14 protein-coding genes are annotated in these 12,121 nt (G+C 37.7%); all 14 read right to left on the reverse strand.

The features are described 5' to 3' along the window. Positions 1-20: 20 nt before the first annotated feature. The 14 genes from topA to CQ058_RS20750 all read right to left on the reverse strand — a co-directional run bounded on the left by topA (position 21) and on the right by CQ058_RS20750 (position 12,041). Complete coding sequence (gene topA / locus CQ058_RS20685; RefSeq protein WP_002088184.1) at positions 21-2,099, reverse strand: type I DNA topoisomerase; 2,079 nt, start codon at positions 2,097-2,099, stop codon at positions 21-23. A 144-nt stretch (positions 2,100-2,243) separates the two neighbouring features. Continuing rightward, positions 2,244-3,113 (reverse strand): DNA-processing protein DprA, encoded by an 870-nt coding sequence (gene dprA / locus CQ058_RS20690; RefSeq protein WP_002190502.1) that lies wholly within the window; start codon positions 3,111-3,113, stop codon positions 2,244-2,246. A gap of 88 nt (positions 3,114-3,201) precedes the next feature. Then, positions 3,202-4,104 (reverse strand): succinate--CoA ligase subunit alpha, encoded by a 903-nt coding sequence (sucD, locus tag CQ058_RS20695; protein WP_000115186.1) that lies wholly within the window; start codon positions 4,102-4,104, stop codon positions 3,202-3,204. Between the two features lie 19 nt (positions 4,105-4,123). After that, positions 4,124-5,284 carry an ADP-forming succinate--CoA ligase subunit beta gene (gene sucC, locus CQ058_RS20700; RefSeq protein WP_002014529.1) on the reverse strand — a complete coding sequence of 387 codons (1,161 nt, stop codon included), beginning with the start codon at positions 5,282-5,284 and terminating at the stop codon, positions 4,124-4,126. Positions 5,285-5,477: 193 nt separating this feature from the next. Further along, positions 5,478-6,251, reverse strand: a complete 774-nt coding sequence (locus CQ058_RS20705) for a ribonuclease HII (protein ID WP_002014527.1) — start codon at positions 6,249-6,251, stop codon at positions 5,478-5,480. A 55-nt stretch (positions 6,252-6,306) separates the two neighbouring features. After that, positions 6,307-7,197 carry a ribosome biogenesis GTPase YlqF gene (gene ylqF / locus CQ058_RS20710; protein WP_002014526.1) on the reverse strand — a complete coding sequence of 297 codons (891 nt, stop codon included), beginning with the start codon at positions 7,195-7,197 and terminating at the stop codon, positions 6,307-6,309. Between the two features lie 20 nt (positions 7,198-7,217). Next, positions 7,218-7,769 carry a signal peptidase I gene (gene lepB / locus CQ058_RS20715; protein ID WP_002066791.1) on the reverse strand — a complete coding sequence of 184 codons (552 nt, stop codon included), beginning with the start codon at positions 7,767-7,769 and terminating at the stop codon, positions 7,218-7,220. Between the two features lie 100 nt (positions 7,770-7,869). Continuing rightward, the gene (gene rplS / locus CQ058_RS20720; RefSeq protein ID WP_002014524.1) at positions 7,870-8,214 is read right to left on the reverse strand and encodes a 50S ribosomal protein L19; all 345 of its coding nucleotides are present in this window, start codon (positions 8,212-8,214) and stop codon (positions 7,870-7,872) included. 146 nt (positions 8,215-8,360) lie between these two features. Then, on the reverse strand, positions 8,361-9,095 hold the full coding sequence (gene trmD, locus CQ058_RS20725; RefSeq protein ID WP_002014522.1) for a tRNA (guanosine(37)-N1)-methyltransferase TrmD: 735 nt from the start codon (positions 9,093-9,095) through the stop codon (positions 8,361-8,363). Next, a complete protein-coding gene (gene rimM, locus CQ058_RS20730) occupies positions 9,095-9,610 on the reverse strand; it encodes a ribosome maturation factor RimM (RefSeq protein ID WP_002014521.1) in 516 nt (171 codons plus the stop codon). The genes trmD and rimM overlap by 1 nt, the downstream gene beginning before the upstream one ends. A gap of 121 nt (positions 9,611-9,731) precedes the next feature. Continuing rightward, positions 9,732-9,959 (reverse strand): KH domain-containing protein, encoded by a 228-nt coding sequence (locus CQ058_RS20735; RefSeq protein ID WP_002088196.1) that lies wholly within the window; start codon positions 9,957-9,959, stop codon positions 9,732-9,734. 14 nt (positions 9,960-9,973) lie between these two features. Further along, positions 9,974-10,246: a 30S ribosomal protein S16 gene (gene rpsP, locus CQ058_RS20740; RefSeq protein WP_000268750.1), complete on the reverse strand. Its 273-nt coding sequence runs from the start codon at positions 10,244-10,246 to the stop codon at positions 9,974-9,976. A gap of 100 nt (positions 10,247-10,346) precedes the next feature. Next, positions 10,347-11,696 carry a signal recognition particle protein gene (ffh, locus tag CQ058_RS20745; RefSeq protein ID WP_002014519.1) on the reverse strand — a complete coding sequence of 450 codons (1,350 nt, stop codon included), beginning with the start codon at positions 11,694-11,696 and terminating at the stop codon, positions 10,347-10,349. Positions 11,697-11,708: 12 nt separating this feature from the next. Beyond that, a complete protein-coding gene (locus tag CQ058_RS20750) occupies positions 11,709-12,041 on the reverse strand; it encodes a putative DNA-binding protein (protein WP_000891061.1) in 333 nt (110 codons plus the stop codon). Positions 12,042-12,121: the final 80 nt, after the last annotated feature.

Consider the following 12,121-nt stretch of genomic DNA (forward strand, 5'->3'; position numbering starts at 1 on the left):
AAAAATGTGAGCAGTTACGCTCACATTTGTTGTTCTTCTTCATAATCACACGAAATACATTGTACTTGCACGCCTTTTTTTAACTTTTTCTCTACGAGCATACCTTCACACTTCGGACATTTACGACCAATCGGCTTATCCCAAGATACAAAGTCACATTCTGGATACGTACCGCATCCGTAGAAAAGGCGTTTCTTTTTATTACTACGGCGTTCAATAATTTGCCCTTTATCACACTTCGGACAAGTAACACCGATTTCTTTTACAATCGGTTTTGTATTACGACATTCCGGGAAATTTGAACAAGCCATAAACTTCCCATATTTACCCATTTTAAAGACCATCGGGTGACTACATAATTCACAGTCTTCCCCAGCTGGTTCATCTTTAATTTCCACTTCACGCATTTCTTTTTCCGCTTTTTCTAAGCGCGGTTCAAATCCTACGTAGAAATCATCAACAATTTTCACCCAATTTGCATTTCCTTCTTCTACTTCATCAAGGCTTTGCTCCATATTGGCAGTAAATTCAATGTTAATAATTTCTGGGAAAAACTCTAAAATAAGTTCGATTACTATTCCACCAAGCTCAGTCGGAACGAAGCGTTTATTATCTAAAGCAACGTATCCTCGTTTTTGGATTGTTTCAAGTGTCGGTACATAAGTAGACGGTCTCCCAATTCCAAGCTCTTCAAGTGTTCTTACTAGACGAGCCTCTGTGTAACGCGGCGGAGGCTGTGTGTAATGTTGCTTTGGTTCTATATCTTTTGAAAATACAGTTTCACCTACTTCTAACGGTGGCAACATCTTATCCTTTTCTTCCGCACCATCATCTTTCGACTCTACGTACACTTTCATAAATCCTGGGAACTTTACAACTGATCCACTTGCACGGAACTGAACATTGTTATTAATGAGTTTCGCTGTAACAGTATCCATTATAGCAGATGCCATTTGACTTGCAACAAATCGCTCCCAAATCAGTTTATACAAACGGAGTTGATCACGACTTAAGAAACTTTTTAGTTCCTCTGGCTTTCTCATTACCGAAGTAGGACGAATCGCCTCATGCGCATCTTGTGCTTTCGACTTTTTCGTTTCTTTCCTCTTCTCTGTTCCTATGTATTCCGCACCAAACGCCTCAGTAATGTAATCACGAGCCTCTGTTTGAGCTGTTTCTGAGATACGTGTTGAATCAGTTCTCATATACGTAATAAGACCTACAGTCCCTTGTTTTCCAAGATCTATCCCTTCATACAGCTGCTGTGCAAGCATCATTGTTTTCTTTGCTCGCATATTTAACTTACGCGCTGCCTCTTGTTGCAAGGAAGATGTTGTAAACGGTAATGCAGGGTTACGCTTTCGCTCTTTTCGCGTTACATTTTCAACCGAAAACGCATTGTCTTTCATCTTTTCGATTATTTCGTTCACTTGTGCTTCGTTCGTTAATTGAACTTTTTCACCATCTACACCGTAAAAGCTTGCTTCAAATGTGTCTTTCCCTTTCACAAATTCTGTTTTAATTGTCCAGAATTCTTCAGGTTCAAAACTTTGAATTTCTTTTTCACGTTCGATGATTAAACGAACTGCTACAGATTGTACGCGTCCTGCACTTAATCCTTTTTTTACTTTCTTCCATAATAAAGGACTAATATTGTAACCAACAAGACGATCGAGTATACGCCTTGCCTGTTGTGCATCTACTAAATCCATATTAATTGCACGAGGATATTTAAATGATTCTTTTATTGCATCTTTTGTAATCTCATTAAATACAACTCGGCAATCTGATTCAACGTCCACATTTAACGTATTTGCTAAATGCCAAGCAATTGCTTCTCCTTCACGATCCGGATCGGCCGCGAGATAGACTTTCTTTGCTTTTTTTGCCGCTGATTTTAAATCTTTTAAAACGGGACCCTTACCACGAATGGTAATATACTTCGGAGTGAAGTTATTCTTTACTTCTATCCCCATTTGGCTTTTAGGTAAATCGCGGACATGTCCCATGGACGCGACGACTTTGTATTTTTTCCCTAAATATTTTTCAATGGTCTTCGCCTTAGAAGGCGACTCCACGATTACGAGGTAATCTGACATGCTAGTGCCTCCTTAAGAGGTGGATTCAAGTCTTCATCAATCTTATTGATTTCTCTTGTTTTTGTCAATCAAGAATGAATATACCATACAGCGACAATCTACCATTTGTCAATAATTGTTTAATAAAAACATAAAAATATATGGTTAATTTAAAATTTCTTCAAGGATATCCTCCGCATTTCTTACTAGCTTGGCGCCTTGTTGAATTAGATGATTCGTTCCTGCTGCACTCTCTATAAATATAGGTCCAGGAAGCGCAAACACCTCTCTATTTTGTTCTAGCGCAAGGTCTGCAGTAATAAGGGATCCACTTCTCGTTTTTGCTTCTACAACTAAAACACCTTTACTTATACCGCTAATAATTCGATTTCTTTTTGGGAAATACCATTTTTTCGGCACATAATGGGGCGGATACTCTGTCAATAACAATATATAATCTTTCCACGTGTCATATAAACCTCTATTCTCCTTTGGATACATATAAGATAATCCGTGTCCTAATATTGCAATGGTCGGGCAATGCTGCCTTACTGTAACTTCATGAGCAATTGTATCTATCCCTCTTGCAAACCCACTAACAATAAGCCATTCTTTTTCAAGTAAAGGTTGTAAAATAAACTTCATACTCTCCTTTCCATATAAAGACGGTTCTCTCGTTCCAACAATCGCTAATTTATTTACTTTATTTAGAAAATCTCTTTCTCCTTTTCCGTATAAAACAAAAGGGGGATCTTGTATTTCTCGCAGTAATTGTGGATAGTCCTTATCCCATATTGTTATATAAAATATTCTCTTTTTTTCTAACTGGGATACATATTGTTGGAGATTTGAAATTTGAAGAAAATTTACTAGTTCTAAAGATTTTTTCGAGGATATTCCAGCGTAATATTCAAATTGTTTCGGACTAAAAGTGTATATTTCCTTCAGTTCTGGATCAACATATAGTAGTCTATCCATCGCCTTCCAATGATCCGCCAACATGTAATGAAGGTGCAATAAACGTTCTCTTTTCATCTCAATTCTCCTTACCCATAATTTTTATTATGTAAACAAAAAATGTGTAAAAAGACACCCTCTAATAAGAAGGTGTCTTTCAAAAAGATTAGTAGTTTTTACAAGTCTCAAATAATCCCTTTTCTTTTAAAACAGAGATTAATGTTTCACCCATAACAGCTGGTGTTTCCGCTACTTTAATACCACAAGCTTCCATTGTTTTAATCTTTTCAGCAGCAGTTCCTTTGCCGCCAGAAATGATCGCCCCAGCATGACCCATACGTTTGCCTTCAGGCGCTGTTTGACCACCAATGAAGCCTACAACTGGTTTTGTCATATTAGCTTGTACCCATTCTGCTGCTTCTTCTTCTGCCGTACCGCCGATTTCACCAATCATAATTACAGCATGCGTTTCTTCATCTTCATTAAATGCTTTTAACGCATCAATAAAGTCCGTACCGTTAACAGGGTCTCCCCCGATACCTACAGCAGTAGATTGGCCAATACCTTCTTGCGTTAACTGATGTACAGCTTCATACGTTAATGTACCAGAGCGAGATACGATACCAACATGACCTTTTTTGTGAATATATCCTGGCATAATACCAATTTTACATTCGTCAGGTGTAATGACACCAGGGCAGTTTGGTCCAAGTAAACGTGTATGTTTACCCGCCATATATCTCTTTACATTTACCATATCTAATACAGGGATTCCTTCAGTAATACATACTACTAAATCAATCTTTGCATCAACTGCTTCCATAATTGCATCAGCCGCAAAAGCGGGTGGAACGTATACAACTGAAGCGTTTGCGCCTGTTGCTTTCACAGCATCTTCTACTGTATCAAATACTGGTACGCCTTCAATATCAGTGCCACCTTTACCTGGTGTTACACCACCTACAATTTTCGTACCGTATTCAATCATTTGTTTTGTATGGAATAACCCTTGAGAACCTGTAATACCTTGAACAATAACTTTTGTATCTTTATTAACTAATACGCTCATTTTTCTCCCCCGCTTTCTATTAGCCCACTAGTGAAACAATTTTTTGTGCACCGTCTGCCATAGATTCTGCTGCAACAATATTTAAACCAGACTCATTTAAAATTTTCTTTCCTAGCTCTACGTTTGTACCTTCAAGACGTACAACTAAAGGCAACTCAAGACCTACCTGCTTCGTCGCTTCAATAACACCTTCTGCGATAACATCACACTTCATAATGCCACCAAAAATGTTAACGAAGATACCCTTTACATTTTTGTCAGAAAGGATAATTTTGAATGCTTCTGTAACTTTTTCAGCTGTTGCGCCGCCACCAACATCTAAGAAGTTAGCCGGGTCACCATGGTAATGTTTAATGATATCCATTGTAGCCATTGCTAAACCTGCACCATTAACCATACAACCGATATTTCCATCTAAAGGAATGTAGTTTAAATCATATTTAGAAGCTTCAATTTCTTTTGAATCTTCTTCTTCAAGATCACGAAGTTCTAAAATATCTTTATTGCGATATAACGCATTAGAATCAAAGTTTAATTTTGCATCTAACGCCATAACTTTACCGTCACCTGTTGTAACAAGTGGATTAATCTCAGCGATAGAGCAATCTTTTTCGATAAACGCGCTGTATAAGCCCATCATAAACTTCACAGCTTGTCCTACAAGTTCTTTTGGAATATTGATGTTAAACGCGATTCTACGCGCTTGGAAACCTTGTAAACCTACTGCTGGATCAATATATTCTTTAAAGATTTTTTCAGGCGTTTTTTCTGCTACTTCTTCAATTTCTGTTCCACCTTCTTCAGATGCCATTAAAACAACTTGAGAAGTTGCACGATCTAATACAAGACCTACATAATATTCTTTTTTAATATCGCAACCTTCTTCGATAAGTAAGCGTTTTACTTCCTTACCTTCAGGACCTGTTTGATGCGTCACAAGTGTAGTTCCTAAAATGCTTTCTGCATATGTACGAACTTCTTCTAAATTTTTCGCAACTTTTACACCGCCAGCTTTGCCGCGTCCACCAGCGTGAATTTGCGCTTTAACTACACATACTTCCGTTCCTAATTCTTTCGCTGCTTCTACAGCTTCTTCTACTGTAAATGCAACCTTCCCGTTCGGAACGCTAACCCCATAGCTTCTAAGGACTGCCTTACCTTGGTACTCATGGATATTCATGGTCCCATCCTCCCCTGTTTTCCTGTTTTACTCGAAAAGTTTTTTAATGTTTAAAAAACATTACATTGCCATTGTATAAGATGATTGGCACGCTGTCTACAATAAAGTGTCAGAAAACTGAAATCGCTTTATTCTTTTTCGAAAATAATAATGTTTATATACCAAAATAAAAAATAAGCTGTGAATATACAGCTTATTTTTGAATCATATCTTTAATTGGCGCGAATGATTTTCGATGTTCCTCTAATACTCCATGTACTTCAATCGCTTCTAAATGCTGTTTCGTCCCATATCCCATATGTTGTTCAAATCCATATGCAGGATACTTTCCTCCTAACTCTTTCATCATGCGATCTCTCGTCACTTTCGCAATAATAGATGCAGCTGAAATAGAGACACTTTTCGCATCACCTTTAATGATTGATGTTTGCGGAATTGATGTAGGAAGCTTCATCGCATCGATTAATAAATATTCTGGTGTACATGATAAATTAGCAACGGCATCTAACATCGCTTGCTTCGTCGCTTGATAAATATTTATTTCATCAATAACTTGTGGTGATATAATTCCAACTCCAATCGCAATTGCATGCTCTTTAATTTCATCATAAAAACGCTCACGTTTCGCTTCACTTAATTTTTTCGAGTCATTTAATCCTGGAATATAAAAATCTTCCGGAAGGACGACTGCCGCCGTCACAACCGGTCCTGCTAACGGCCCACGACCCACTTCATCAATACCAGCAATGTATGTGAGCCCTTTTTCACGTAACTCATTTTCGTACTTTGACATTTCTAGAAATTTTTCTCTTTCTTTTTGCGCTAACTCTTTTTGTTTATACCACTTCAAAATTAGTTTTTGAACACCTTTTCGCTCATCTTTCACTAACATTTGAAAACGCTCGTCTTCTTCATTCATAATTTCTTGCAGCAAACATTCCGCTTCATGAATAGTCATTTTTTGCATCTATTTACACTCCTTTTAAACGTAACCAAAAAGAAAAGACGTACAAACGCACGTCTTATACTTCTTCTACTTTTTCCGCATCTTCTACCTGCTCTGCAAACTCTTCTGGTGTTTCAAATGTCATTTTTCCTAATCTTCCACCACGAAGCTCACGAAGTATAAGCTCAGATGTTTTATCATAATCAATCATTCCGCCGCCCATTAAGCAACCTCTATTTTTTCCAATTGCATCAAATAACTCCACAATTTCTTCTGGAATGTCATTTAAATTATATCGCTCTTTTAAACGTTCCGGATAATGTTTTTCCATAAAACGTAACGCATAAATAGCTACATCCTGTAGATTTAATATAGAATCTTTAATTGCACCAGTCGTCGCTAAACGAAGACCAACTAATTCATCTTCAAATTTAGGCCACAAAATACCTGGTGTATCTAATAATTCCATTTCTTTCCCAACTTTAATCCACTGCTGGGCCGTTGTCACACCAGGACGATCTCCTGTTTTTGCTATATTCTTCTTCGCTAATTTATTAATTAGTGTAGATTTACCAACGTTTGGAATACCTACAATTAAAGCACGAATTGCTCTTGGTCTAATGCCTTTAGCAACCATTTTATCGAATTTTTCTTTGACAAGAACTTTACAAGCTGCTGCAATTTCTTTCATACCTTGTCCAGCTTGCGCATTAATTGAAATTGCCTTTTGACCTCTTTCATCAAAATATGCAATCCACTGCTTTGTAAGACGATCATCCGCCATATCCGCTTTATTTAAAACAACAAGCCTTGGTTTATGTGTAATAATTTCATCAATCATTGGATTACGAGAAGATAAAGGTAATCGAGCATCTACAAGCTCAATTACAACATCAATTAACTTTAATTTTTCTGTTACTTGGCGTCTAGCCTTTGCCATATGTCCTGGGAACCATTGAATTACCATGTTGCCACCTTCTTTTTCTTTTATTTCACAATACGTGCATCTTTTAACGGCCAATATAGCATATTTGCTTTACCAATCACTTGGTCCATTGAAATTGTACCAATCGAACGGCTATCTTTACTAAAACGACGATTATCGCCTAAAACAAATAATTGACCTTCTGGAACAGTTTTCTTTCCTGTCATTTCTTCAAGAGTAAAATCATATGTAAGCGGTCCGTCAGCAAGTTGTTTTTTCTGCTTATCTAAATACGGCTCCTCATAAGGTTTCCCGTTAACATATAGTTTATCATTACGGTATTCGATTTCGTCGCCTGGCAGGCCAATAATACGCTTAATATAATCTTTTTCTTCCGTCGCTCGGAATACAATAATATCAAAGCGTTTCGGATCACCTATGTGATAGCCAATTTTATTAACAATCATTCGATCACGGTCATGTAAAGTCGGCGACATCGATACACCGTCTACGAGAATTGGGGCAAAGAAAAACTGTCTAATTACGCCCGCTAATACAACAGCAATCAAAATTGCTTTGATCCATTCCCAAAGTGAGCTCTTCTCTTTCTTCATGCTTTCCCCTCCACTGTTATGTAAGCTGCTCGTATTATACCAAAATTTCATATAGATTGGAAAAAGGGAGCTTGTGTATTTACAAGCTCCCATACATGTCTTATCGAATTTCTTTAATACGTGCTTTTTTACCGCGAAGGTTACGTAAGTAGTATAACTTAGCACGACGTACTTTACCACGGCGAAGTACTTCGATGTTCGCGATTCTTGGCGTGTGAACTGGGAATGTACGCTCAACACCTACACCGTAAGAAATCTTACGAACTGTGAATGTTTCACTGATTCCGCCACCACGACGTTTAATTACAACACCTTCGAAAAGCTGAATTCTTTCACGAGTTCCCTCAACTACTTTTACGTGTACACGTAAAGTGTCTCCAGGACGGAATGAAGGAAGGTCAGTTTTCAATTGGCCTTTTGTGATTTCTGTGATTAATTGTTGCATATTAAATTCTCTCCTTTAAACAGATGCTCTTATAAAGTCTTATTAAATTACAGCGGAACATCGTTAATACGGCTACTGATTTCAGTAGCACAAATGTTATAATAGCATATTGCTAGGACTGTTGCAATAGAAAATATATCAAGCCCTTATCGGTCTTCTTTAATCTGTTCCAGCCATTTCTCTTCTTGCTTAGATAATTCTCGTTCTTCCAGTAAATCCGGTCTACGTGTGTACGTACGACGTAGTGACTCTTTATGGCGCCATTCATCAATGTTTTTATGATTTCCTGACATTAGTACATCCGGTACCTTCATACCACGAAAATCAGCAGGACGTGTATAATGTGGGTGTTCTAACAAACCTGTGCTAAAAGAGTCTTCCACTTGTGACGTTTGATTCCCAAGCACTCCTGGCAAAAGACGTACAACACTGTCAGTGACTACCATAGAAGCCAATTCTCCACCCGTTAATACGTAATCCCCAATAGAAATCTCATCTGTTACAAGATGCTCACGAATTCGTTCATCGTATCCTTCATAATGGCCACATACAAAAATAACATGCTCTTCTCCAGCAAGCTCTTCTGCCTTCTTCTGCGTGAAACGCTCTCCTTGTGGACACATTAAGACGATTCTCGGCTTACGGTCTGTTTCCTTCGTTAACTCTTCTACTGCGTCAAAGATAGGCTGTGGGGTTAATACCATACCAGCGCCCCCACCATACGGATAATCATCTACACTATTATGCTTACTAGTTGTATACTCACGAAAATTGACAACACGAAGCTCTACCGCTTCTTTTTCTTGTGCTTTCTTTAAAATTGAAGACCCAAATACACCCGTAAACATATCCGGAAACAATGTTAAAATGTCAATTTTCATTATAGTAGCCCTTCCATTACATGAATGGTTACTAATTTATTTTCAATGTTAACTTGAAGTACAACGTCATCAATATAAGGAATTAACAAATCTTGACCCTTTGGACGTTTAATCACCCAAACGTCATTCGCACCAGGAGATAGAATCTCTTTGATTGTCCCTAACGCTTCTCCTTCTTCCGTTACAACGTTGCAACCAATAATTTCATGGTAGTAGTATTCACCTTCAGCTAGTTCGCCTAACTGCTCTTCTGGTACTTTTATTAAAGAACCTTTTAACTTCTCTACTTCATCTACATTGTTGTATCCTTCAAGTGTTAATAAATCAAATGTCTTATGTTGACGATGAGAAGTTACCTTCACTGTAAGGTAGTCTGTACCTTTCTCATCCCATATGTATAACGTGTTCCCTACTTTATATCGCTCTTCTGGAAAATCAGTACGAGAAATAACACGAATTTCTCCTTTTACGCCATGAGTATTTACAATTTTCCCTACATTAAACCATTTTGTCATAAATAGTATGTCACCCCTGGTTTCTATATAAATTAAGCATTTCCATTTTATATATGGAACATGCAATTTCTCTTTAAATGTTAAAAAAGGGAGAGGAAATAACTCCTCGCCCTTTTTACGTTTATTGAATTTCCAGTGTGACGTTCTCATCATTATGATGTCCCACTGAATACAAGAGCATTCTAATCGCTTTCGCAACTTTCCCTTGCTTTCCAATGACTTTTCCAACATCCTCAGGATGTACAGTTAATCGATACTTTATTTCTCCGTTGCAAAGTTCCTGTGTAACTTTTACATCTCCAGGATGATCCACAAGAGGTTTAACAATTGTCTCGACTAACATTTTCATTGTCATTGCCTCAATTACTTACCTTGTTTAGATAAGTGGAATTTCTCCATGATACCTTGGTTAGAGAAAAGGTTACGAACTGTATCAGATGGTTTAGCACCATTTCCTAACCATTTTAATGCTGCTTCTTCGTTGATCTTAACTTCCGCTGGTTGAGCAACCGGATTGTAAGTACCGATTTCCTCAATGAAACGTCCGTCACGAGGAGAACGAGAATCTGCAACAACTACACGATAGAAAGGAGTTTTTTTAGCTCCCATACGTTTTAAACGAATTTTAACTGCCATTTATAAAGCACCTCCGAATTTATTTCACACAGATAATTATATTAGCAAAAAGACTATTGCTTTGTAAAGTATTTTTTCTTAACAGAGCCATCTTTTTTCCTTACATGAATGGAAACTTCAATCCACCTAGTCCTTTTTTCTTACCTTTTTGCATTCCCGTCATCGTCTTCATCATTTTTTTCATATCATCAAATTGCTTGATTAGACGATTGATTTCTTGTACCGTTGTACCGCTACCTTTGGCAATGCGCTTTTTACGACTAGCATTGATTATTTCCGGTTGTTCTCGTTCTACTTTAGTCATAGAACGAATAATTGCCTCAATATGCCCAATTTGTTTTTCATCAACTTGTGCATTTTTCAGCCCTTTAATTTTATTTGCACCAGGAAGCATTCCTAACAATTCGTCAAGCGGTCCAAGTTGACGCACTTGTCCAAGTTGTTCTAGGAAATCGTCAAGCGTAAACGAAAGCGTACGCATTTTTTGCTCAAGTTCTTTTGCTTTCTCTTCATCAACTGTAGCTTGCGCTTTTTCAATTAATGTTAAGACGTCGCCCATCCCTAAAATACGGGATGCCATACGTTCTGGATGGAACGCTTCAATTGCATCTAGTTTTTCACCCATACCAGCAAATTTAATTGGTGTATTTGTTACAGCCTTAATAGATAATGCCGCACCACCGCGCGTATCACCATCTAATTTCGTTAATACAACACCTGTTAATCCTAACTGTTCATGGAAACTTTGTGCTACATTTACCGCGTCTTGTCCTGTCATCGCATCGACAACAAGGAAAATTTCATCCGGTTTCGCAACTTCTTTGACTTTTGCTAATTCACCCATTAGTTCTTCATCAATATGCAGGCGACCCGCTGTATCGATTAAAACGTAATCGTGATGATCTTCTTTTGCTTTCGCAATCGCTTGTTTCGCAATTTCAACCGGACTTACTTGATCTCCTAAGGAGAAAACAGGCATGTCCAATTGCTTCCCTAATGTTTCAAGCTGTTTAATCGCTGCTGGACGGTAAATATCCGCTGCAACAAGCATCGGTTTACGATTATGCTTTTTACGAAGTAAATTTGCAAGCTTACCTGTCGTCGTTGTTTTACCCGCACCTTGCAGACCAACCATCATTATAACAGTAGGTGGCTTATTAGCAACAGCAATTTTGCTTTGCTCTCCGCCCATAAGTTCTGTAAGTTCTTCCTGTACGATTTTAATTACTTGTTGTCCAGGTGTCAAACTTTTCATTACATCTTGTCCGACAGCACGCTCAGACACACGCTTTATAAAATCTTTTACTACTTTAAAGTTAACATCCGCTTCTAAAAGAGCTAGACGAACTTCTCTCATCATTTCTTTTACATCGGCTTCAGAAACTTTTCCTTTGCCGCGGATTTTTTGCATTGTCTGTTGAAGTCGGTCGGCTAATCCTTCAAATGCCATATTGCCGCCCTCCTAATCTAATTTTTCGATAGCTTCAACAACTTGTTTCATTTCTTCATTTACATGCTCTTCTTCGCTGATTAGCTGTTTTAGCTTTGCAACAAGTCGCTGTCGCTCTTGAAACTTTTGAAGTAATACTAATTTATCTTCATATTCTTCAAGCATCGCTTCAGTCCGTTTAATGTTATCATACACGGCTTGGCGACTTACATCAAATTCTTCCGCAATTTCACCAAGAGATAAATCATCTAGATAATAAAGCGACATATAACTTCTTTGTTTTTGCGTTAACAACGATTGATAAAAATCAAATAAATAGTTCATTCTCGTTGTTTTCTCGAGCATGTTGGATCATCCTTTGTTAAGTGATTTCCCTTTACATGACTTAGTTTACATGGAGTATAAAAGAGTGTCAAGTTTTTTTC

It is taken from the genome of Bacillus sp. MYb56 (assembly GCF_002976445.1).
GTDB classification, from domain to species: Bacteria; Bacillota; Bacilli; order Bacillales; family Bacillaceae_G; genus Bacillus_A; species Bacillus_A mycoides.

Coding starts and splice junctions, on each gene's coding strand:
- topA (WP_002088184.1), bottom strand. CDS start 2,099: ATGTCAGATTACCTCGTAATCGTGGAGTCGCCTTCTAAGGCGAAGACC.
- dprA (WP_002190502.1), bottom strand. CDS start 3,113: ATGAAAAGAGAACGTTTATTGCACCTTCATTACATGTTGGCGGATCAT.
- sucD (WP_000115186.1), bottom strand. CDS start 4,104: ATGAGCGTATTAGTTAATAAAGATACAAAAGTTATTGTTCAAGGTATT.
- sucC (WP_002014529.1), bottom strand. CDS start 5,284: ATGAATATCCATGAGTACCAAGGTAAGGCAGTCCTTAGAAGCTATGGG.
- CQ058_RS20705 (WP_002014527.1), bottom strand. CDS start 6,251: ATGCAAAAAATGACTATTCATGAAGCGGAATGTTTGCTGCAAGAAATT.
- ylqF (WP_002014526.1), bottom strand. CDS start 7,197: ATGGTAATTCAATGGTTCCCAGGACATATGGCAAAGGCTAGACGCCAA.
- lepB (WP_002066791.1), bottom strand. CDS start 7,769: ATGAAGAAAGAGAAGAGCTCACTTTGGGAATGGATCAAAGCAATTTTG.
- rplS (WP_002014524.1), bottom strand. CDS start 8,214: ATGCAACAATTAATCACAGAAATCACAAAAGGCCAATTGAAAACTGAC.
- trmD (WP_002014522.1), bottom strand. CDS start 9,095: ATGAAAATTGACATTTTAACATTGTTTCCGGATATGTTTACGGGTGTA.
- rimM (WP_002014521.1), bottom strand. CDS start 9,610: ATGACAAAATGGTTTAATGTAGGGAAAATTGTAAATACTCATGGCGTA.
- CQ058_RS20735 (WP_002088196.1), bottom strand. CDS start 9,959: ATGAAAATGTTAGTCGAGACAATTGTTAAACCTCTTGTGGATCATCCT.
- rpsP (WP_000268750.1), bottom strand. CDS start 10,246: ATGGCAGTTAAAATTCGTTTAAAACGTATGGGAGCTAAAAAAACTCCT.
- ffh (WP_002014519.1), bottom strand. CDS start 11,696: ATGGCATTTGAAGGATTAGCCGACCGACTTCAACAGACAATGCAAAAA.
- CQ058_RS20750 (WP_000891061.1), bottom strand. CDS start 12,041: ATGCTCGAGAAAACAACGAGAATGAACTATTTATTTGATTTTTATCAA.